We start from the raw sequence: 20,182 nt of genomic DNA on the forward strand, positions 1-20,182 counted from the left end.
CCGAACAGTTCATCGGCAATGGCCAGGAACTGTTGCGCATCTTCAGCGCTGCGGACGCCGCCCGCTGGCTTAAAGCCAACGGTTTTCTGTACGCCCATATCGCGGATCACTTCCAGCATGATACGTGCGCTTTCCGGCGTCGCGTTTACCGGGACTTTACCGGTCGACGTTTTGATGAAATCCGCCCCGGCTTTAATAGAAATTTCAGAAGCTTTACGAATTAACGCTTCTTCTTTCAGCTCACCGGTTTCGATAATCACTTTCAACAGCACATTGGCCGCCGCGCAAGCCTCTTTACAGGCTTTCACCAGATCGAATCCGACCTGCTCGTTACCTGCGATCAGCGCGCGATACGGGAATACCACGTCAACTTCATCCGCGCCGTAAGCGATAGCCGCACGGGTCTCCGCCAGTGCGATAGCGATATCATCGTTACCATGCGGGAAGTTGGTGACCGTGGCGATACGGATATCCGGGGTGCCTTGCGCGTTCAGCGTCTTACGGGCGATCGGGATAAAGCGCGGATAGATACAGACAGCCGCTGTATTCCCTACCGGTGTTTTTGCCTGATGGCACAGAGCAATCACCTTTTCATTGGTGTCATCGTCATTCAGCGTCGTCAGGTCCATCAGTTTCAACGCGCGCAGGCTGCTTGCAGATAAATCAGTCATTTCACACTCCGACGGCTAATTGCCGGTTCAATAGTTTTTCACCTTGCGAGTCTGTTACTATTGTAACATCACCTCGCCGTTACACTTCGACACTCATCACAATTAATGAAAACTAATGATGAATTTGCACTCAAATAACGTGATGTAAATCACCATTACAAATGCAATATTGCACTTCAGAACGCCTGATTTCCTTTAATCATAATCAGAATCCTCAGACACGAGAGATTGTTAGAATAATAACATAAAACCACAAAAAATCTCGAAAAAAGCGGATTCATTTTGTGCTAAAAATGGAAATTAACCATTAAATAATTGAAAAATAATAATTTTAACAAAAAAAAGAAGGTGATGGAATTATAACATCCAAAAGAAGACGAGGGCAGAAAGGAGGATATCCGGGTAGCGAGGTCGTGGGCCAGCACCATTAATGATGCCGCAATGTCTTAACCGCAGTTGACGCACGAGCGACATCACTGATGGTGCGCTACGCCAGACATCTCACAAGGTATAGAACAACGCTTTCGTATTGTTTATCAACGCATTCGCAATAACATCCGCAGGTTCCTGCCGCAGTTCACATAATGAGGCAAAGACACGGGCCGCCTGCTCCGGCCGATTTGGCTGCCCCTGAAAGCCATTAAGCGGCATATCCGGCGCATCCGTTTCCAGCAGCAGTGCCGATAGCGGCAGACGCGCCATCACATCACGCGTTTTACTGGCACGTGGATAGGTTATGGTCCCGCCGACGCCAATTTTATAACCAGACTGCACAAAGCGTTCCGCCTGCTGCAGGCTTCCCGCGAAACCATGCACCACGCCAGTTCTCGGCAACGCATGTTTTTTCAACAACATCGCCAGCTTATCGTGGGTGCGTCGGGAGTGCAGAATCACCGGCAGGTCGTAACGCTTCGCCAGCCGCAACTGCGCCTCCAGCATGACCAACTGGCGCTCAAATTGCGGCTCTTCACGATACAGATCGAGCCCCGTCTCCCCCACGGCGACCAGCTTCCGGTGCCGCTGGCGCAGACACTCTTCCAGCCGCGCAAGGCTGCGCTCATCATGCCGTTCGATCGCAATGGGATGCAGTCCCACGGCGGCATAAACCGCTTCATGCTGCTCCGCCAGCGCTAATACGCGGGAGAAATTTTCCGCTTCAATGGCCGGAACAATTATCTGCGTCACCCGTGCTTTCGCCGCTCGGGCAAGACTGTCGACTGCATGGCCAGCGAAGGGGGGAAAATCAAAATGACAATGTGTATCGATAAACGCCCACGTCATGCCAGATCCTCATTATCAAAGCTGGCATCATTGGCCTGCGGGGCGGTAACAAAGTTGACCGGGTGAGAATCGTTGGCGACGGAAGCAGCCGGCACCACGACCGAGGCGGGCTGCGTGACTCGCGGCAGATGACGCACCAGCGGCGGACGGTCGGTCAGCAGTTTGCCGACCGTCGCCAGGAAATAACGCCCGCACTGCCGCCCGGTCTTGTAATCTTCCAGCAGCGCCGGCAAACGACTTCCCAGCGCCATGCTTTTAAGCGGCTTCTGCGGATAAATTTCCAGGATTCGCAGCTTACCCGGCGGCTTCTCAATAAACTGTTGAGTGGCGCGATAGGTGGCTTCGTGATGCTGGACCAGGTTCACAAACGGCTGCAGACTGCTTTCACCCAGCCAACGCTCCATTCGCTTAAACCACTGTGGGGTATAGAACATCTGTGAAGGCACCGTGCGGATAACCACGATGGTTTGCGCCCCGCGTCGGGCCGCCTCCTGCACGGGAATCGCATCGCTGACGCCGCCATCAAGATAGCTGATGCCGTCCAGCATGACACCGCTGCGATAAAAACCGGGGATCGCGCTGGAGGCGCGGATCAGATCGAGCCACGTCGCCTGTGTGGGAGCAAAATAATCTGGCGTATAGTCATCGCCCCGGCAGGCGCACATCCACAGCTCTTTCCCTTGTGCGAACTGCTCCTCCGCATAGCTCATCGCCAGCGGCATTTTTTGCGCCGCGGTCTCCACCAGCCAGTCAAGATCGATAAGATTGCCGCCGCGGACAAAACGCATAGGATCGAAAAATTCCCGGGCCGTGGTGTAACGGGTAATGACCTTGCGGGCATAGCCTTGCTGGTTGCACATGTAGGCCGACAGGTTTTGCGCCCCGGCGGATGTCCCCAGCATAATGTCAAAGGGGTTGAATCCCGCGCGCATAAACTCATCCAGTACTCCGGCGGTAAAAATACCTCGCTGGCCGCCCCCCTCGCACACAAGGCCAATCTTGCCCGGAAGAAAGGGTTTGACAGACAACGGCGCAATATTGCCAAGCGTTACGGGAATTCGATGTCCCACCCTGCTTTCCTGTTATGTTTTATTGTACCAGCCCAAAATAATCCGGTGGGGTCTCCCCCAGCGCTCCCGGCCCGTCGGGCGGCGCTCACCGCCCGCAAACGCTCAGGAATCCTGGCGTCCATCGCCGCGCCGTTCTGCAATTATTACCCCCCAGAAACCACGAAAGCCAGTCCTGAGGACTGGCTTTATGTAAAACGCTATGTCAGTACAATACCTTTCGCGTCGTGCGCGGCAGGGAAAGATCGCTTTCTATGGGCGCCGGCGCCCGGTAAACAGGCTAACCAGGAACAGAATAATACCGACGACAAAGACGATTTTTGCAGCCCAGGCAGCCGTACCCGCCAGGCTACCAAATCCTAACGCGGCAGCAATCAGTGCAATGACCAGAAAAATAATGCCCCATCGAAACATAATGTGCTCCTTACCATAGTGGATAACGGTCGCTTTTCTGCGCACTCAGGCCGCGCATAAATCAACCCTGTAATGCTCTTTTTCTTAACTCGTCATACGTCGAATTGCTGGTTATCGGGCGATGCCCGTGTTCCTCGATAAAAAGACCTGAATAAGCGCCAGAGGATTCATTTGTTTACCTCCCACCTGTGATTCAACGCGCCATTCAACGAGTTGAATATTTAGCGGGAAATAACGTTATTAAATGAGTGGAATTATTTAACGCTGACATTATTTTCTACGTTTTTTACACCAGAAACGGCTTTGGCAATGTCTGCCGCACGGTCCGCCTGCTGACGAGAATCAACGGTCCCGGATAAATGTACGGTTCCCGCTCGGGTTTCAACCGTTATTTTTCGCGACGGCACAATGTCATCCGCCAACAGTTTGGCTTTGACCTGGCTGGTAATGGCCGTATCACCTGCGTATCCCTTCAGGCTAGCAGACTTTTCTTCGGCCACGCGCAGTTGGTCATTCACGGTGGTCACGCCTTCGACCGTTTTCGCGGCGTTTACCGCCAGATCTTTTTGCCCCGCGCTGTCAACCGAGCCACTCAGCGTCACCACTTTATTCTCTGTTTTTACAGAGATATCGCTGCTGCGAATATTTTTATCGTCAATCAGCGCCGCTTTTACCCTGGCGGTGATGGTACTGTCATCCATAAAATCGCCGACTTTATTCAGCGAGCTGTCGACGGCCTGGCCCGCACTGGCGGCAACCGATTGTGCGCTGTTCGCCGTCGGATTTTCTGCATATGCCGAGGCGCTTATCATGGCTGAGCCTAAGAAGAGAGCCAGCAACGTCCCGGCATTCTTTAGTCTTGTCATCTCTCTGTCCTCGTTATTTCTATATTGCTAAAGCAAAATAAGTAGCTTATTAAGCCAGAATCTTAAAAATTACTTATTAAATATAGTAGAAGGTCATGAAAGAGACGGAAAATATGCACAAAAAGTTACGCTGACGGGGATCTTTAAGAACTTTCTATAACGCTGGAAACGACGAAAAAATAGCGTGGAGCGCGGTGAGAGCCGCGCTCCGGAAGGGATTAGTGCTCGCGAGTTTTACGGAATATAACGTCAGGATAGCGCTCCTGCGTCAGATTCAGGTTCACCATAGTTGGCGCGATATATGTCAGATTATCACCGCCATCGAGGGCCAGCTGAATTTCGTTTTTTCGCTTAAATTCCTCGAATTTTTTCACGTCGGTGGACTCCACCCAACGCGCGGTCGCCACGTTCACCGATTCGTAAATCGCTTCAACGTTGTATTCACTCTTCAGACGAGCCACAACCACATCAAACTGCAGCACACCGACCGCGCCGACAATCAGGTCGTTATTGGCAATCGGACGGAAGACCTGTACCGCGCCCTCTTCAGAAAGCTGTACCAGCCCTTTCAGCAGCTGTTTCTGCTTCAGCGGATCCTTCAGTCGAATGCGACGGAACAGCTCCGGTGCAAAGTTCGGGATCCCGGTGAACTTCATCATTTCACCCTGAGTGAAGGTATCGCCGATCTGAATCGTACCGTGGTTGTGCAGACCGATAATATCGCCCGGCCAGGCCTCCTCCACATGGGAACGGTCGCCGGCCATAAAGGTCAGCGCATCGGAAATCACCACATCTTTGCCCGTTCGAACCTGACGCAGCTTCATGCCCTTTTCATACTTACCGGACACCACGCGCATAAAGGCCACCCGGTCACGGTGTTTCGGATCCATGTTGGCCTGAATTTTAAAGACGAAACCGGTAAATTTCTCCTCTTCCGCCGTCACTTCACGGGTATCGGTTTTACGCGGCATCGGTGCCGGCGCCCACTCAACCAGGCCATCCAGCATATGGTCCACGCCGAAGTTACCTAAGGCCGTACCAAAGAAGACCGGGGTGATTTCGCCGGCGAGGAACAGATCTTTATCAAACTCGTTTGAGGCACCCTGCACCAGTTCCAGCTCATCGCGCAGCTGCTGTGCCAGATCTTCACCGACCGCCCGATCGAGATCCGGGTTATTCAACCCTTTCACGATCCGCACTTCCTGAATGGTGTGACCCTTACCGGTCTGATACAGATAGGTCTCATCTTTGTAGAGATGGTACACGCCCTTAAACAGCTTACCGCAGCCAATCGGCCAGGTGATCGGCGCGCAGGCAATACGCAGCTCGTTCTCCACTTCATCCAGCAGCTCCATCGGATCGCGGATATCACGGTCAAGTTTGTTCATGAACGTCAGGATCGGCGTATCGCGCAGACGGGTAACTTCCATCAGCTTACGGGTACGATCTTCAACGCCTTTCGCCGCATCGATGACCATCAGACAGCAGTCCACCGCCGTCAGAGTACGGTAGGTATCTTCGGAGAAGTCTTCGTGTCCCGGGGTATCCAGCAGGTTAACCAGACTGTTGCGATACGGGAACTGCATCACCGATGTGGTAATGGAGATACCACGCTGCTTTTCCATCTCCATCCAGTCTGATTTGGCATGCTGGCTGGAACCACGGCCTTTAACAGTACCGGCGGTCTGAATCGCCTGTCCGAACAGTAATACCTTCTCGGTGATGGTCGTTTTACCGGCATCCGGGTGAGAGATAATGGCAAAAGTGCGGCGTTTAGCCACCTCTTGCAGATAAGGAGACAACGTCATAATTGATTCTTCTTAGTAAACGCGGCAACCGGCCACGCATGTGGAATACGAAAAATTGCGGCTATTTTACCCATCAATGGGGGGGAGGCAATCAGTGTTTACACAGGAGTTGCTCCAGGTCGCTTAAAGAGGTCACCGTCCAGTCGGGGTGAAGATCCGCAGGCAATTCGCGCTGATGGGCGTTCAGCCAGCAGGTGGCAAGACCAGCATTCATCCCGCCGCGGATATCGGACTCTGCCGTATCGCCGACCATCAGTACGCGTGAACGATCGGGATGACCCGCCTGCGCCAGCGCGTATTCGAAAATGCGCGCGTCCGGCTTCGCCACCCCGACCTCTTCAGAAATAATCAATAAATCAAAGTGATCGCGTAAGCCGGTGCGCTCCAGACGGATCTGTTGCAGCGAGGTAAACCCGTTGGTGATGATCCCCATCTTCACCTTCCCCTGCAGCGCATTCAGCAGCGATACCGCCCCCGGCAGCGGCGAGCAGATCTCGGCCATCGCATTCATAAAAGCGTCGTTGAGTTCGCCCGGCTGCACGCTGAGGCGCTCCGCCCAGCTATTAAAACGCTGATGTTGCAGCTGCAGCGAAGTGATCGTACCGTTTTGATAATCCACCCACAGTGGCTTATTCACGGCCTGATAGTCCTGAAAATCTTCGGCGCTAAAGGTCACGCTATAGTCGAGAAACATTCGCTGCAAACCGGTAAAAGAATCAAACGTAAACAGCGTTTCGTCGGCATCAAAGAAAATCCAGTCCCACTTCATCATCTCACCCTGTCATTGCCCGCCCCAAAGGCGTCTTATTACAGCAGGTCTGAACATCGCAGCGTCAGACTTACCCTGAAAAAAGCCTATCGGATAGGCTGTTACATACTGACTGGCAACGCCATTATGATCGCATCCTCACGTCCGTCGGCCGTCGGATAATAGCGGCGACGAATGGTCGCCTCGTTAAAACCGACGCTCTCGTAAAGTGCGATAGCGGCTACGTTCGACGCACGCACCTCCAGCCACAAAGTCACGACCCCGCGTTTCTCGACCTCATCAATCACCTGTTCAAGCAGCGCTCGCCCAAAGCCACGCCGCTGAAACGCCGGATCGACGGCGATGTTAAACAGCGTTGCCTCATCCAGGACAATTTGCGTAATTGCGAAGGCCGCCATCTCGCCATCAACCGTCAGTTGAAGGTTCAGATAACGCTCCCCCTGATTACTGGCAAAGGTTTGTTCGCTCCACGGAAAAGCGTGGGCGCGTTGTTCTATTTGCCAGGCACGGGGCAAATCAGCCGTGTTGAGGGTAGAAATCGTGTTCATGAGCGCAGATTTGTTGCCAGAGCGCCATACGGGCAGGCGCGCTGGTCTGGAGTTCATCAAAAGCGGGCGTCGAAACCTGCGCGCCCGCCAGCAGTAACGGTGCATCAGTGCCCAGTCGCCAGCTGTTGCAGCGGCTATCCTGCGGCAACATAGCCACGCGATCCGGGGTGAGCTGCAGTACCTGATCCGGCGACAGCGCCAGAGCACGTAAAATATCGCTGATGAGCGGTTCAGTCAGTGACGGCGGATTTTCCGCCACCATCACCAACCGAATATGCCCGGCAAGCGAGATAGCGATTTCACCCTGTAACGCCCCGGGGCGACGCAGCGACCACTGGGTAATACCCAGTTGCTGTAATTGCCACTCTCGTCGGGAAGTCATAACGAAACACTCCGGTTAATTTAGCGCGCAATATAGCAAATCCCGCTTATCTGCGCCAACAAACTCCATATGACTCGCCCGCCGTTCGCTCAGAGATGACGTGCAAAGCGTTATCCGCGCACTGGCATCTCCATGCGGTGCCAACAAAGAGGCAGCATTTTGGATAACGTGTATAATCGGCGCCAGTCTTAATGAAGGAGTGTTTCATGTCTGCTTTTACCCCGGCAAGTGAAGTCTTGCTGCGCCACAGTGATGATTTCGAACCCGCACGCGTTCTGTTTGCCGGTGACCTGCAGGATGACCTGCCCGCACGTCTGGATACCGCGGCCAGTCGGGCCCACACCCAGCAGTTTCACCACTGGCAAGCCCTGAACGGCCAGATGGGCGAAAACGTTCGTTTTAGCCTGGTAGCCGAAGCCAGCGATGTTGCCGATTGCGACACGCTGATCTACTACTGGCCCAAGAACAAACCGGAAGCGCAGTTTCAGCTGATGAATCTGCTATCGCTGTTGCCGGTCGGGATTGACGTTTTCGTCGTCGGTGAAAACCGCAGCGGTGTTCGCAGCGCCGAACAGATGCTGGCCGAATATGTCCCCCTAGCGAAAGTGGACAGCGCACGTCGCTGTGGGCTGTATCACGGGCGTCTGGAAAAACAACCAACGTTCGATCCGCAACAGTACTGGGGCGAATACCCGCTGGAAAATCTGACCATTAAAACGCTGCCAGGGGTATTTAGCCGTGACGGGCTGGACATTGGCAGCCAGTTGTTGCTCTCAACGCTGACGCCACACACCAAGGGTAAAGTCCTCGATGTCGGCTGCGGCGCAGGCGTGCTGGCGACCGTACTGGCCAGCCACTCGCCGAAGGTCCGCCTGACGCTCTGCGACGTCAGCGCACCGGCGGTCGAAGCGAGCCGCGCAACGCTCGCTGCCAACGGCATTGAAGGTGACGTGTTCGCCAGCAATGTATTCTCCGAAGTGAACGGTCGTTTCGACATGATTATCTCCAACCCGCCGTTCCACGATGGCCTGCAGACCAGCCAGGAAGCCGCGCAAACGCTGATTCGCGGCGCGGTGCGCCATCTGAATAGCGGCGGGGAACTGCGTATTGTCGCCAACGCCTTCCTGCCGTATCCGGATGTGCTGGATGAAGTCTTCGGCTTCCACGAAGTGATTGCCCAAACTGGCCGCTTTAAGGTTTACCGTACCGTCATGACCCGTCAGGCGAAAAAATAATTTTTGTCTTCTCCGGCGGCCGGGCAACCCTGCCGCCGGCCCCCCTCAAATTCGACCATTTTTGCAACAATCAATCCAGGCCACACAATTAACTATTGACGAATAGCTGAAAACCACTAGAATGCGCCTCCGTGGTAACGATACTTTGGTGTCGATGGTATGCGAAGGTGGCGGAATTGGTAGACGCGCTAGCTTCAGGTGTTAGTGTCCTTACGGACGTGGGGGTTCAAGTCCCCCCCCTCGCACCATAAACCACACAGATATCGCTCGCACTGTGCGAAGGTGGCGGAATTGGTAGACGCGCTAGCTTCAGGTGTTAGTGTTCTTACGGACGTGGGGGTTCAAGTCCCCCCCCTCGCACCAACGAGGCGATATCAAAAATTAAGAATACTGTGCGAAGGTGGCGGAATTGGTAGACGCGCTAGCTTCAGGTGTTAGTGTCCTTACGGACGTGGGGGTTCAAGTCCCCCCCCTCGCACCAATATTCTTACCCTTCTCTGTATTAATCCATCAGCTTCAAATTCAACGCCATCAGCATAATCCCGCTGATTAACGCCACACATGACGGCAACAGTACGAAATGCCGTAAGCGTCGGTGCCAAATCATCAATGCCGACATCAATAGCCCGATCGTGACCAGCCCACGCCAGGCATCTACCGACAGACCAGCCCCTCCCAGTACAGCAACCAGTATGCCAGGAAGCAGCACCGCCCATCCACTGCCCAAAGCTCGCTGCAACATGTCTCCCCCACACAATCGATAATGATAACCAATATCATATGATAGTATTTATCATTTGTCATGATTTGCCCATCAGGATATTTCGTTCTTTACGTTCGGCCTGATGACATAGATTGGTGAAGGTGATAAATTAAGCGAGCTATACTAATGCATTAAAATATTTGATTATTTTGCAAAAAACCGCACTCTGTGTAGTGCCTTTCATCGTTCATTTTTGGCAGCCATCATTTTGAAATTTAATGACTAATAACGACACGCCCAATATGACTGCGCAATCCTGGCAAAAACATTATGACAAAAAATATCAATATTCCTTACGGCTCTTTTTGCTGCTGAATTTTATTTCAGCGGTTTTATCACTGGTCAGTCCGCTCTATACCCCCGCCAGCTTTACCCTACCTTGCATCCTGCTCGTTATTCTTAGCGCCGCCCTGACGCTATGGCACTGGAAGTTTTCGCAGCGAAAAATAAATATTCTTTTTATTTCTCTGGTATTTGGTGTGCTATGGGCGTCGCATATAACAGAAAAAGCCTTGTCACTGCCAGAGCCCCATTTTAACTTTCTGGTCATTGCGTTATTAAGCATATTATTTATTGGCGCTATCGCATTCCCCAATAATATCATTGCCTTTACCCTGCACTCCTTACCCACGTTTATCGCCTGTCTGTTCCTTTCCGAAGGTGAGCAGTGGTTACGTATGTTGTATTGTCTCACGCTCCCCGTTGCCGGCATTACGCTACAGGGTATCGTTCAAAAACGCAGCGATGCCTTCACCCAAGGGCTGTTGGATAAATTGCTGCGGGAACGCAACACCCTGAACGATCTGAGTATGCTGGACCCTCTCACCGGCTTATATAACCGGCGCGGCCTGCAGAACCGCCTGGATACCCTTCTGGCGGTGAGTGACAGTGGGCATCATGTGCTGCTACTGGATATTGACCACTTTAAAGCCTACAACGATCACTACGGTCATATGATGGGCGATCAGGCGTTGATTCAGGTCTCCGCCGCCATTCGCAACGCCGTACGATCGCGTGATATCGTCGCGCGCTTTGGTGGCGAAGAGTTTATGGTGCTGTTAACAAACTGCACGCCAGAAGCGGCTTCTCTGGCCGCAGAACGTATCCGCCAGCAGGTCTACGATTTGAAAATTCCCCATATGTTTAATGAAAGCGTCGCCACCAATGTCACCATCAGTATTGGCATGACGCCCCTCATGGATTCCGATATCGATGGCGCCCTGAAAAGAGCCGATACGGCGCTCTACGAAGCAAAAGGCCAGGGACGCAACCTTATCCTCGCCAGTTAATCCCGCCGCCGTGTGATACAGAGCACGCGCCGCAGACAAATTTCTTGCCATCGTCCGGACAACTAACTAGTATCAGTAATCATTATCATTTAGATTCATATCTGGCGATTTGATGGCTTACCGTTCGGCTTCATTCAGCAATAACATCATCTGGCAGGCACCGTTGCTGCCGGCTGAAGATGCGTTAGCGAATGCGATTCGGGAAAAAATCATCGCCCTTCGTCCTCATCTGTTGGATTTTCTCCACCTCGATGAAGAGGCCCCACCCTATGCATTGACGCTCGCTGAATGGTCAGCGCCCACGGTACTCAGCTCCCTGCTGGCAACCTGGTCCGATCATATCTATCGCAACCAACCGACGATGCCGCGTGAACAGAAGCCGCTGCTTTCACTTTGGGCACAATGGTACATCGGCCTGCTGGTGCCACCGCTGATGCTGGCACTGCTCAGTGAAAAGCGCGCCATCAGCGTCGCGCCGGAGCGTTTCCGCGTTGAATTTCACGAAACGGGCCGCGCGGCCGGCTTCTGGATCGATGTCAGTGTGGATGCCTCTGCCAGAACCCATTCGCCGCAAACGCGTATGGAAACGCTGGTGACCAACGCGCTGCAGCCTGTAGTACAGGCACTGGAAGGAACCGGAGATATCAATGGCAAACTTATCTGGAGCAATACCGGCTATCTGATCAACTGGTATCTGGGGGAAATGAAAGCGCTGCTGGGTGACGAACAGGTTGCCGCCCTCCGTCAACACTGCTTCTTTGAAAAACAGTTTGCTGATGGCCAGGACAATCCGCTGTGGCGAACGGTCATTTTGCGGGAAGGCTTATTGGTGCGACGGACCTGCTGTCAACGTAATCGTCTGCCCGAGGTTCATCAGTGCGGAGACTGTACGCTGAAATAATGCCATTCACGGCGGGCGGCGTTCGGACCGCCCGCAGGTTATTTTATGCTGTCTGCCGGCTCTCTTCCGCCATGCGCTCAGCCTCTTCAGCCTCCTGCGCCAACAGCTGTTTCTCATATACCTTAAAGAACGGGAAGTAGATAATCGCGGAGACACAGGCCAGAATAATCACCAGTATTGCCGCACGGAAATCCCAGCCTAATGCCCACGCGCCGCCAATTGGCGCCGGAGCCGTCCACGGTACAACTGAAATCACTCGCCCAATCAGATCCATCTTCATCGCCGCCCAGGCCAGTACTGCGTTCACCATCGGCGCCAGCAGGAACGGAATAAAGAACACCGGGTTCATAACGATAGGCGTGCCGAAAATAACCGGCTCGTTAATGTTAAACAGGCTTGGCACTACGCTCAGTCGACCGATTGAACGCAGATGCGCCGACCGGCTACGCAGGTAACAGAAGACCAGACCCATGGTGGCACCCGACCCCCCGATAACAATAAAGAAGGTCCAGAACGCCTCCATAAAGATATGCGGCAGCGGCGCGCCCTGAGCCAGCGCCTGCTGGTTCATCCCCAGGTTGGTCAGCCAGAACATTTGCAGCATGCCCGACACAATCGCCGCGCCGTGGATCCCGGCGAACCACAGCAAATGGCCGATCAGCACCGCCAGTAAAATCGCCGGCAGCGAGTCCGCTGCGGATACCAGGGGTTTAAAGATGGCCATGATGGCCTGCGGAATAAGCATGTCAAAATGGTGCTGAATCAACAGGCTGAGCGGATAGAGCGTCACCACCACCACCAGCACCGGAATGAGCAGATCAAAGGAGTTTTTGATCATCGGCGGCACCTGATCCGGCAGACGAATGCCGATATTGTGCGCCTTCAGGAAACGCATCATTTCAACGCAGTACACTGCCACCAGAATCGCCGTAAAAATTCCCGTGCCGCCAAGGCTATCGACCGGCAGGGTGCCGTTCGTTTTTGGCGCCGCCACCAGCAGAAAAGCCATGATGGACAACATGCTACACATGAAAGGATCGAGTTGGTTGGTCTTCTCATAGTGCTTGCCGAGGTTATAAGAGATCGCGGCACAAATGTAGATAGACATAATGCCCATCGTCATATCGAACGGCGTCAGAATACGCCCTTCAAACTGTTTCGCCAAATCCAGCCAGGTACGCGCAAACCCCCAGGTGGTATCTGGCGAAAACGGCGGATAGGCAAAGACCAGCAAGAATGACCCGACAATCATAAACGGCATCGCCGAGATGAAACCGTCACGGATAGCCATCACGTGGCGCTGTGACGAGATTCGCCCGGCGACAGGACTTATATAATTCTCTACAAAGCGGAATATCAGATTAAACGCAGCATGGTTAGCAGACATAGCAGCCCTCCTGACAAGCTTTAGATACTGGCCCAACAACGATTATTCTGCCGTTGTGATGAAAGATGTTCTGTGAACGGACAACCACGCCGGCCATTCCATTTTCTATACTGCTCAAGTCAGCACGATTCATACACGGCTCTTTGTTATATGTGATACAGGGAAGTTACCCATCCAGTATTCATCTGAGCGAGCAGAACAGCAACCGGTTACAGTAACCGGTTACGGTGATTGTGAAGAAGATCCACAAATTGGAATAATTCCTGATTCGCCATCAACAATATTTACACTCCCCCGGGCTTGTGACAGATTAAATCGGTCATTCATCAGGAGATCCCAATGAGCCTGCAGTCCGTGCGGCAGTTTTTTGCCGAACATGCCCCCGATATCGACATCATCGAGCTGAATCAAAGCACGGCCACCGTTGCCCTGGCAGCCGCCGCGCATCATGTTGAACCAGGTCAAATCGCCAAGACCCTTTCGTTAAAAGTGAAAGAACAGGTGATCCTTGTCGTCGCCAGCGGCAATGCCCGGCTGGATAATAAAAAACTGAAGGATGCATTTGGCGCGAAAGCGCGCATGCTCAGTAGCGACGAGGTCGTGATGTTGACCGGGCATCCGGTGGGCGGCGTGTGCCCTTTCGGGCTGGAAAACCCGCTGGCGATCTACTGTGATGTTTCCTTAAAACAGTACCCGGAAGTCTTACCGGCTGCAGGAGCTATCCATAGCGCAGTACGCATTTCACCAGACAGAATGGCCCAGTTGACCGAAGCCACCTGGATTGATGTTTGCCAGTAGAACTCCTCAAGCACAGCTACGCTCTCCCTCCCCTCACGGCGTCTTCGCTGCCCGGTGGCGGGAAATGGATAAGAATATCGGCCGCGCTTAGCAGCCCGAGAGCGGAGTTGATACCCAGCCTGAGCATCATATTGTACTTGTGCGCGCGGATGGTTTTGATATCCCGGTCCATCTGAGCCGCTATCTCTGACAATGAATAGCCACAGGCTATATAGTGTAGAATTGCTTGCTCTATTGAACTGAGGCGATGACCGCGGAGCACTTTCCGGCTGGAAGGTTCGTCAATCGGTGGCATTTGTTGGGCAAGTAGTCGAAATAACTGCTCCTGTAACGTTTCACAACCACTGGCTTTATTTAAAACGCCGTGCAGATGAAAAGGCACCAGCTGATTAATTAAGTCACACTCTCCTCGGCTGTTTGCCATAATAATTCGCAGAACATCCGGGTGGGTATAAGCAACCTTCTGAAAGAAAAGCAAACTTTCCAGTCGCGGTTGACGATGACCGGAAAGTGAAAAAATGATCGCAGTAACATGCCTGATATTCAACGTTTGCGCCAATGACTGAACATCTTTAAAAAAATAAATACACACATTTTCGTTATAACGATCGTTTAAGATAAAACGAAGCGCCGTCTCGGTCATTACGCACTGTTCGACGACAGCAATACGCTGCGCTTCGTTGCACTTATCCATTCCTGCTGCTCTCCGTGTCCTGAGTATATATTCAGCTCTTTCATCCCTTGTTCGCTATTAATCCAGGCATACATCTGCGCATTACCATTCAAAGATAAACGGCGCATCGCGCTATTCTTTTGTGCGCTAATCGTCTTATTACTTTTTTTCAATAATGAAGCTATTTGATTAATTTCCCAGCCCTTCGCCAGAAGCCGTAAAACCTTGCGCTCAGATAAAGTCAACGTGCTTATCATTTCCGGGCTCGTCGGCACATTATCGGTTTGCGTATTGAGAAAAGTCGCTTTAGCATTCGTGGCAGACAAATCCTCCGGGCGCCTCGCCCCTGCCGTGCATATCGCTGCACCCAGACGCACCACCGGCGCCATGTCAGAAACTAATGTACTGTTATCGCGGGCTAAAAATATCTGGGCCTCACGATCGCTGGCACACCCGACAATATAAACCCAATGAATATCTTTATACTGAGCCATTAAAAAACAATAATCTTCACAAACTTCCTGAGGTTGGCTGAGATCACCAGACAAGTCGACAATAACCAGCCGGATTCTACCCAGTTCGCTTAGCTTGAGCGCCTCCGGCGAAGGGCAGCAGCTGAATGTATAGTCGGGGAGACATTCACTGGTGATTGTTTTTAAGCCGGACTGCATAACCGGAATTTTGCTGATAATGACGCCGCACTGCTCATGTCCTGGTAACATAAATCCTCCGTTTTCTGTAGAAGATTCACGTCTGGCATAAAACAGATGGCTCCCTGGCAACCATAATATTATTTTGCCAGGTGAATCTGTATCACCCCTGGCGAACGTTTCGGCCCTACGCTCTGTACCAAATTTTAGTGTGGGGAATACCATTGCTGGCCTTAGCGATAAACGACATTAGCATACATAAAGACCAACAATAAATTAGAAAAAATGAAATCAGACTTTAGAAACAATTACGCAAAACCTATCACATCAGATTTTATTTAATTTCATTCCTGAATGTTTTTGGCGACACGCCGCTATAGCGACGAAAGAAACGGGAAAAATAAGTTGCATCTGAAAACCCCAAATAATCAGAAAGTTGAGTCACAGTCATGGAGGTATATTGCAAATTACGTCGCGCTTCCAGCATCAGTCTTTGGTGCAAAACACCTAAGGCACTGCAGCCATGAAATTCACGGCACAAATAATTGAGGTGCGTCGCCGACAGCCCAACCTGACGGGCGTATTCCGCCAGCGGCAGATGTTCACGGTAATGACTTTCAATAAGACGAGAAAAATGGCGCATGACACTGCGCTTTCGTTCCGCTTTCCCTTCGGTGACCGACGTCGGGAGACACTGTCGGTTCAACCAAACCAGCAGCGCGCCCAGGAGCGAGTGCAGCATCATTTCCCGGGCGTCCAGTTCTTCGCAATACTCTTCCTGTAATGCCGTAAACAGCGCACGGATATGCCCGCGGGAATGGTTAACGGGCACGCATTGCGGCTGACCGAGGACATCAAGCAGGCGGCCAAACTGGCGTTCAAAATGGCTGAGCAGAGGCAGCGCCAGTGACAAAACATAACCTTGAGTGCCGGGTGAAAAACGAAACCCATGAACGCACAATGCTGGCACCACCTGAATACAGGATTCGGTCATCACGGTGGTTGTCCCTTCAATTTCGATCTCCGCCCTGCCTTTATGTAAATAGAGCAGTTGCACCATCTCCGCATGTTGATGCATGCGGATATGCCACTCATACAGGCTGCTGCGCTGCAAAATCGACTCGCAATGCAGAAGATCGGGCGTCGGCCAGTCGCGCTCTTCGCCATACAATTTAAAAACGGGAACGGTATTGGTGGCCTGCATGATGACTCCAGCTGTTGATTCCCTACACCACGCGCTCCATGGGCAAGCCCACATAGTTTTCCGCTATGGTGGTCAACCCGGCGCGCGATCCGAGGTAATAGCGGCGGTCCGCCGCCTGCATTTTTTTATCAAACTCGCTTTGCTGCGGAAAATCATGCAGCAGGCGGGTCATGAACCAACTGAACCGCTCCCCTTTCCACACCCGATCAAGAGCAAAACGCGAGTAGCTCGCCAGCAGATCGGTGCGGCCACGGTGATAATATTCCCGCAGAATGCGCGACAAATAGTTCACATCGGAAGCGGCCAGATTCAACCCTTTTGCGCCGGTCGGCGGCACGATATGCGCCGCATCGCCTACCAGAAACAGCCGCCCGTACTGCATCGGTTCCACCACGTAACTACGCAGCGGCGCAATGCTTTTCTCAAGTGAGTGACCAGTTACTAACTTATCAGACAGCTCATCCGGCAGGCGGCGCTTTAGCTCATCCCAGAAACGTTCGTCCGACCATGCGTCAACCTTATCGCTCAGCGGGACCTGCAAATAGTAGCGACTTCTTGTTAGTGAGCGCTGACTACATAAAACAAATCCCCGCTCGTGATGAGCATAAATCAGCTCCGGATTGATCGGCGGCGTGTCCGACAACAGCCCCAGCCAGCCAAACGGCCAGACACTTTCATACTCTTTAAGAATGTCACGCGGGATGCTTTGTCGCGAGACACCGTGAAAACCATCGCAACCGGCGATAAAATCACACTCCAGACGACAGGTTTCCCCGCCGCTGACGAAAGAGACTGTCGGCCGGTCGCTCTTCGCATCCTGAATCATCACGTCGCTGACGCCATAAATAACCGGCGCTCCGCATTCAGCACGAGCCGCCATTAAATCCCGGGTGACTTCGGTCTGACCGTAGACCATCACGCTTTTTCCGCCGGTCAGTTCCGTCAGCGCAACCGGTACCCGCTGCCCCTCAAACAAAAACTCAACTCCATGATGTACCAGCCCCTCTGCATCCATGCGCTGGGATACCCCGGCTTCTCGCAGTAGTTCAACGGTGCCACTTTCCAGAATCCCCGCCCGGATGCGCCCCAGCACATATTCCGGCGTTTGTCGCTCGAGAATAACGGTTTTGATCCCGGCATGATGCAACAGTTGCCCCAGCAATAGCCCGGAAGGGCCAGCCCCGATAATCGCGACCTGTGTTTTCATAGGATTGCCTCACTCCCGACGGTTAATTATTTGTTTGTTTTTTGTTTAATAAAAGTGCTCTCCTGCATTTTTGATAACCCGGACGGGAAAAAGAAGGCAAAAATCCGTACAAAAAATGCACTTTTCAACAGTTTTAAGAAAGTGTGGCAGAGTTCAAATTCTACTCGGCCGCCAGCGGCGACTTTTTGCACATTGTTTGATCCGCTCCCCCTCAGAGAAAGCGCGAGTTCAGGTTAAAGTATCAACAGACACGACAGCAGCGGATGTAACGGACAGCGGGTACTTATGCAAGCAGATCGGGCAGTTCAGCGCACAATTACGCGATTATGTATTCAGTGTGGACTTTTCTTGTTACAGCATGGCGCAGAGAGCGCGCTGGTTGAGGAGCTCTCGACTCGTCTGGGGCGGGCGCTCGGCATGGACAGCGTTGAAAGCGCCATCTCCTCGAATGCGATTGTGCTCACGACGATTAAAGACGGCGAATGCCTGACCTCTACGCGTAAAAATGTCGATCGCGGCATCAACATGCACGTGGTGACGGAGGTGCAACATATTGTGATTATGGTCGAGCATAAGCTGCTGGATTATAAAGATGTGGAGAAGCGCTTTACGCAGATTAAGCCGCTGCGCTATCCACGCTGGCTGGTCGTTCTGATGGTGGGACTCTCCTGCGCCTGTTTCTGCAAACTCAACAACGGCGGCTGGGACGGTGCGCTGGTGACCTTCTGCGCCAGCACTATCGCCATGTATATTCGCCAGCTCCTGACCCATCGATCGATGCATCCGCAGATTAACTTCTGTCTTACCGCCTTTGTCGCCACCACCATCTCCGGGTTGATGCTGCGCCTTCCCGTCTTTACCAATACCTCAACAGTGGCGATGGCCGCCAGCGTGCTGCTGCTGGTACCTGGCTTCCCTCTGATTAACGCCGTTGCGGATATGTTTAAAGGGCATATCAATACCGGCCTGGCGCGCTGGGCGCTGGCCAGCCTGTTGACGCTGGCCACCTGCATTGGCGTGGTGATGGCAATGACCATGTGGGGGCTACGCGGATGGGCATAATCTCGTATCTGATCCCTCTGCTTCAGGATATGGCGCTGTCGGCCATTCCAGCCGCTGGGTTCGCCATGGTGTTTAACGTCCCGCAGCGCGCGCTGCGCTGGTGTGCGCTACTGGGAGCAATCGGTCACGGTTCACGCATGGTCATGATGACCGCAGGGTTTAATATTGAGTGGGCGACGTTCCTCGCGGCTATGCTGGTTGGCAGCATCGGTATTCAATGGTCCCGCTGGTACCTGGCGCATCCCAAAATTTTCACCGTCGCGGCCGTGATCCCAATGTTCCCCGGTATTTCTGCCTATACGGCGATGATCTCGGCGGTGAAAATCAGCCATTTTGGCTACTCGGAAGAGATGATGATCATGCTGCTGAGTAATTTCCTCAAGGCCTCTTCCATCGTGGGCGCCCTCTCTATCGGTCTTTCCATTCCGGGTCTCTGGTTGTACCGTAAGCGCCCGCGGGTATAACAGGGATTTGGCCGGACGCTGTGCTACTATAGCCAATGGATTTCAGTTTGCTTCCCTGCGACAACGGAGGGGATCCCGATACGCTGCTTGAAGCCAGCGGGCCGGATTAACGCCCGTCGTCAGCTCTAAAGCACCTGAAAAACAACAGGTATCCGGGGGCGATGCCCCCTCTCTATGGTTGTTGAGAATTGAGATAGTGTTATGTCTTCGCGAATGTTAACCACCGATTTTAGCGGCCTGGATGATTTTATTCAGGACCACGCGGCCGTTCTCGCAAAATCGGCCAGCGGCGCGGTTGCCGTTTTTGCCAACAATGCCCCAGCGTTCTACGCACTCACGCCGGAACGCCTGGCGCAGCTGCTTGAACTGGAAGCAAAGCTGGCTCTCCCCGGCAGCGATGTTGCGCTCGCTACGCAGTTTTTTGACGAACACAGCGTAGCGCCAACCGCGATCCCCGTGGGGAAATTCGCCATGTATGCCGACTGGCAGCCGGACGCTGATTTCCAGCGCCTGGCCGCGCTCTGGGGCATCGCCCTCAGCCAACCGGTGACGCCGGAAGAGCTGGCGGCGTTTGTCGCCTACTGGCAAGCGGAAGGCAAAGTCTTTCATCATGTGCAATGGCAGCAAAAGCTGGCACGCAGCGTACAGATCGGCCGGGCCAGCAACGGCGGTCAGCCGCGGCGCGATGTGAATACGGTCAGCGAACCGGACAGCCATATTCCACGAGGTTTCAGAGGATGAGC

The 20,182-nt window shown here is 53.0% G+C and carries 22 protein-coding genes and 3 tRNA genes; 10 read left to right on the forward strand and 15 right to left on the reverse strand.

Annotated elements, in window-relative coordinates:
- From deoC to ACZAHD_RS12655, 9 genes are all read right to left on the reverse strand, one after another.
- The coding region (gene deoC / locus ACZAHD_RS12615; RefSeq protein ID WP_462457079.1) for a deoxyribose-phosphate aldolase at positions 1–671 on the reverse strand (671 nt) is incomplete at its 3' end.
- 501 nt (positions 672–1,172) lie between these two features.
- Positions 1,173–1,952: a TatD family hydrolase gene (locus tag ACZAHD_RS12620; RefSeq protein ID WP_462457080.1), complete on the reverse strand. Its 780-nt coding sequence runs from the start codon at positions 1,950–1,952 to the stop codon at positions 1,173–1,175.
- Positions 1,949–3,022 carry a patatin-like phospholipase family protein gene (locus ACZAHD_RS12625; protein ID WP_462457081.1) on the reverse strand — a complete coding sequence of 358 codons (1,074 nt, stop codon included), beginning with the start codon at positions 3,020–3,022 and terminating at the stop codon, positions 1,949–1,951. Before ACZAHD_RS12625 ends, ACZAHD_RS12620 begins: the two co-directional genes overlap by 4 nt.
- Before the next feature lie 249 nt (positions 3,023–3,271).
- Positions 3,272–3,433 (reverse strand): DUF1328 domain-containing protein, encoded by a 162-nt coding sequence (locus ACZAHD_RS12630; protein WP_004857650.1) that lies wholly within the window; start codon positions 3,431–3,433, stop codon positions 3,272–3,274.
- 254 nt (positions 3,434–3,687) lie between these two features.
- Complete coding sequence (osmY, locus tag ACZAHD_RS12635) at positions 3,688–4,299, reverse strand: molecular chaperone OsmY (protein ID WP_462457082.1); 612 nt, start codon at positions 4,297–4,299, stop codon at positions 3,688–3,690.
- 218 nt (positions 4,300–4,517) lie between these two features.
- The gene (gene prfC / locus ACZAHD_RS12640) at positions 4,518–6,107 is read right to left on the reverse strand and encodes a peptide chain release factor 3 (protein WP_462457083.1); all 1,590 of its coding nucleotides are present in this window, start codon (positions 6,105–6,107) and stop codon (positions 4,518–4,520) included.
- A 91-nt stretch (positions 6,108–6,198) separates the two neighbouring features.
- The gene (gene yjjG, locus ACZAHD_RS12645) at positions 6,199–6,876 is read right to left on the reverse strand and encodes a pyrimidine 5'-nucleotidase (protein ID WP_462457103.1); all 678 of its coding nucleotides are present in this window, start codon (positions 6,874–6,876) and stop codon (positions 6,199–6,201) included.
- A 101-nt stretch (positions 6,877–6,977) separates the two neighbouring features.
- Entirely contained in the window at positions 6,978–7,424 is a 447-nt protein-coding gene (gene rimI / locus ACZAHD_RS12650; protein WP_462457084.1) for a ribosomal protein S18-alanine N-acetyltransferase, read from the reverse strand.
- Complete coding sequence (locus tag ACZAHD_RS12655; RefSeq protein WP_462457085.1) at positions 7,393–7,806, reverse strand: DNA polymerase III subunit psi; 414 nt, start codon at positions 7,804–7,806, stop codon at positions 7,393–7,395. The genes rimI and ACZAHD_RS12655 overlap by 32 nt, the downstream gene beginning before the upstream one ends.
- Positions 7,807–8,012: 206 nt before the next feature.
- Here ACZAHD_RS12655 and rsmC point away from each other — a divergent pair, with 206 nt between their 5' ends.
- From rsmC to ACZAHD_RS12675, 4 genes are all read left to right on the forward strand, one after another.
- Positions 8,013–9,041, forward strand: a complete 1,029-nt coding sequence (gene rsmC / locus ACZAHD_RS12660) for a 16S rRNA (guanine(1207)-N(2))-methyltransferase RsmC (RefSeq protein WP_462457086.1) — start codon at positions 8,013–8,015, stop codon at positions 9,039–9,041.
- 161 nt (positions 9,042–9,202) lie between these two features.
- Positions 9,203–9,289 (forward strand) — tRNA-Leu (locus ACZAHD_RS12665).
- Positions 9,290–9,317: 28 nt separating this feature from the next.
- A tRNA-Leu gene (locus tag ACZAHD_RS12670) sits at positions 9,318–9,404 on the forward strand.
- A gap of 31 nt (positions 9,405–9,435) precedes the next feature.
- A tRNA-Leu gene (locus ACZAHD_RS12675) sits at positions 9,436–9,522 on the forward strand.
- Positions 9,523–9,543: 21 nt separating this feature from the next.
- On the opposite strand, the gene ACZAHD_RS12680 is transcribed toward ACZAHD_RS12675, so the two are convergent.
- On the reverse strand, positions 9,544–9,783 hold the full coding sequence (locus ACZAHD_RS12680) for a DUF1435 domain-containing protein (protein WP_462457087.1): 240 nt from the start codon (positions 9,781–9,783) through the stop codon (positions 9,544–9,546).
- 263 nt (positions 9,784–10,046) lie between these two features.
- On the opposite strand from ACZAHD_RS12680, the gene ACZAHD_RS12685 reads away from it, so the two are divergent.
- Both ACZAHD_RS12685 and fhuF read left to right on the forward strand, forming a co-directional pair.
- Positions 10,047–11,093 carry a GGDEF domain-containing protein gene (locus ACZAHD_RS12685; protein WP_462457104.1) on the forward strand — a complete coding sequence of 349 codons (1,047 nt, stop codon included), beginning with the start codon at positions 10,047–10,049 and terminating at the stop codon, positions 11,091–11,093.
- A gap of 112 nt (positions 11,094–11,205) precedes the next feature.
- Positions 11,206–11,994 carry a siderophore-iron reductase FhuF gene (gene fhuF, locus ACZAHD_RS12690; protein WP_462457088.1) on the forward strand — a complete coding sequence of 263 codons (789 nt, stop codon included), beginning with the start codon at positions 11,206–11,208 and terminating at the stop codon, positions 11,992–11,994.
- A gap of 43 nt (positions 11,995–12,037) precedes the next feature.
- Here fhuF and ACZAHD_RS12695 read toward each other — a convergent pair whose 3' ends face one another.
- Positions 12,038–13,381 (reverse strand): PTS sugar transporter subunit IIC, encoded by a 1,344-nt coding sequence (locus tag ACZAHD_RS12695; RefSeq protein ID WP_462457089.1) that lies wholly within the window; start codon positions 13,379–13,381, stop codon positions 12,038–12,040.
- Positions 13,382–13,720: 339 nt separating this feature from the next.
- Between ACZAHD_RS12695 and ACZAHD_RS12700 the strand changes: the two genes are divergently transcribed.
- Positions 13,721–14,179 carry a YbaK/EbsC family protein gene (locus ACZAHD_RS12700; protein ID WP_462457090.1) on the forward strand — a complete coding sequence of 153 codons (459 nt, stop codon included), beginning with the start codon at positions 13,721–13,723 and terminating at the stop codon, positions 14,177–14,179.
- 16 nt (positions 14,180–14,195) lie between these two features.
- Here ACZAHD_RS12700 and bglJ read toward each other — a convergent pair whose 3' ends face one another.
- From bglJ to pobA, 4 genes are all read right to left on the reverse strand, one after another.
- Positions 14,196–14,873 (reverse strand): DNA-binding transcriptional activator BglJ, encoded by a 678-nt coding sequence (gene bglJ, locus ACZAHD_RS12705; protein ID WP_462457091.1) that lies wholly within the window; start codon positions 14,871–14,873, stop codon positions 14,196–14,198.
- A complete protein-coding gene (locus ACZAHD_RS12710) occupies positions 14,822–15,574 on the reverse strand; it encodes a helix-turn-helix domain-containing protein (protein WP_462457092.1) in 753 nt (250 codons plus the stop codon). Before ACZAHD_RS12710 ends, bglJ begins: the two co-directional genes overlap by 52 nt.
- Positions 15,575–15,836: 262 nt before the next feature.
- Positions 15,837–16,706, reverse strand: a complete 870-nt coding sequence (locus tag ACZAHD_RS12715) for a helix-turn-helix domain-containing protein (RefSeq protein WP_462457093.1) — start codon at positions 16,704–16,706, stop codon at positions 15,837–15,839.
- Positions 16,707–16,728: 22 nt separating this feature from the next.
- The gene (gene pobA / locus ACZAHD_RS12720; protein WP_462457094.1) at positions 16,729–17,913 is read right to left on the reverse strand and encodes a 4-hydroxybenzoate 3-monooxygenase; all 1,185 of its coding nucleotides are present in this window, start codon (positions 17,911–17,913) and stop codon (positions 16,729–16,731) included.
- A 285-nt stretch (positions 17,914–18,198) separates the two neighbouring features.
- Here pobA and ACZAHD_RS12725 point away from each other — a divergent pair, with 285 nt between their 5' ends.
- The 3 genes from ACZAHD_RS12725 (at position 18,199) to dnaT (ending at position 20,180) form a co-directional block, all read left to right on the forward strand.
- Positions 18,199–18,975 (forward strand): threonine/serine exporter family protein, encoded by a 777-nt coding sequence (locus ACZAHD_RS12725; RefSeq protein ID WP_462457095.1) that lies wholly within the window; start codon positions 18,199–18,201, stop codon positions 18,973–18,975.
- A complete protein-coding gene (locus tag ACZAHD_RS12730; protein WP_462457096.1) occupies positions 18,966–19,439 on the forward strand; it encodes a threonine/serine exporter in 474 nt (157 codons plus the stop codon). Before ACZAHD_RS12725 ends, ACZAHD_RS12730 begins: the two co-directional genes overlap by 10 nt.
- Positions 19,440–19,640: 201 nt before the next feature.
- Positions 19,641–20,180: a primosomal protein DnaT gene (gene dnaT / locus ACZAHD_RS12735; protein ID WP_462457097.1), complete on the forward strand. Its 540-nt coding sequence runs from the start codon at positions 19,641–19,643 to the stop codon at positions 20,178–20,180.
- Positions 20,181–20,182 lie beyond the last annotated feature (2 nt).

This window comes from Raoultella sp., from assembly GCF_039594335.1.
In the GTDB taxonomy this organism is placed as follows: domain Bacteria; phylum Pseudomonadota; class Gammaproteobacteria; order Enterobacterales; family Enterobacteriaceae; genus Klebsiella.

Bases quoted from the DNA above. Each gene is read 5' to 3' on its own strand.
- ACZAHD_RS12620 (WP_462457080.1), bottom strand. From the start codon at position 1,952: ATGACGTGGGCGTTTATCGATACACATTGTCATTTTGATTTTCCCCCC.
- ACZAHD_RS12630 (WP_004857650.1), bottom strand. From the start codon at position 3,433: ATGTTTCGATGGGGCATTATTTTTCTGGTCATTGCACTGATTGCTGCC.
- osmY (WP_462457082.1), bottom strand. From the start codon at position 4,299: ATGACAAGACTAAAGAATGCCGGGACGTTGCTGGCTCTCTTCTTAGGC.
- prfC (WP_462457083.1), bottom strand. From the start codon at position 6,107: ATGACGTTGTCTCCTTATCTGCAAGAGGTGGCTAAACGCCGCACTTTT.
- yjjG (WP_462457103.1), bottom strand. From the start codon at position 6,876: ATGAAGTGGGACTGGATTTTCTTTGATGCCGACGAAACGCTGTTTACG.
- rimI (WP_462457084.1), bottom strand. From the start codon at position 7,424: ATGAACACGATTTCTACCCTCAACACGGCTGATTTGCCCCGTGCCTGG.
- ACZAHD_RS12655 (WP_462457085.1), bottom strand. From the start codon at position 7,806: ATGACTTCCCGACGAGAGTGGCAATTACAGCAACTGGGTATTACCCAG.
- rsmC (WP_462457086.1), top strand. From the start codon at position 8,013: ATGTCTGCTTTTACCCCGGCAAGTGAAGTCTTGCTGCGCCACAGTGAT.
- ACZAHD_RS12680 (WP_462457087.1), bottom strand. From the start codon at position 9,783: ATGTTGCAGCGAGCTTTGGGCAGTGGATGGGCGGTGCTGCTTCCTGGC.
- ACZAHD_RS12685 (WP_462457104.1), top strand. From the start codon at position 10,047: ATGACTGCGCAATCCTGGCAAAAACATTATGACAAAAAATATCAATAT.
- fhuF (WP_462457088.1), top strand. From the start codon at position 11,206: ATGGCTTACCGTTCGGCTTCATTCAGCAATAACATCATCTGGCAGGCA.
- ACZAHD_RS12695 (WP_462457089.1), bottom strand. From the start codon at position 13,381: ATGTCTGCTAACCATGCTGCGTTTAATCTGATATTCCGCTTTGTAGAG.
- ACZAHD_RS12700 (WP_462457090.1), top strand. From the start codon at position 13,721: ATGAGCCTGCAGTCCGTGCGGCAGTTTTTTGCCGAACATGCCCCCGAT.
- bglJ (WP_462457091.1), bottom strand. From the start codon at position 14,873: ATGGATAAGTGCAACGAAGCGCAGCGTATTGCTGTCGTCGAACAGTGC.
- ACZAHD_RS12710 (WP_462457092.1), bottom strand. From the start codon at position 15,574: ATGTTACCAGGACATGAGCAGTGCGGCGTCATTATCAGCAAAATTCCG.
- ACZAHD_RS12715 (WP_462457093.1), bottom strand. From the start codon at position 16,706: ATGCAGGCCACCAATACCGTTCCCGTTTTTAAATTGTATGGCGAAGAG.
- pobA (WP_462457094.1), bottom strand. From the start codon at position 17,913: ATGAAAACACAGGTCGCGATTATCGGGGCTGGCCCTTCCGGGCTATTG.
- ACZAHD_RS12725 (WP_462457095.1), top strand. From the start codon at position 18,199: ATGCAAGCAGATCGGGCAGTTCAGCGCACAATTACGCGATTATGTATT.
- ACZAHD_RS12730 (WP_462457096.1), top strand. From the start codon at position 18,966: ATGGGCATAATCTCGTATCTGATCCCTCTGCTTCAGGATATGGCGCTG.
- dnaT (WP_462457097.1), top strand. From the start codon at position 19,641: ATGTCTTCGCGAATGTTAACCACCGATTTTAGCGGCCTGGATGATTTT.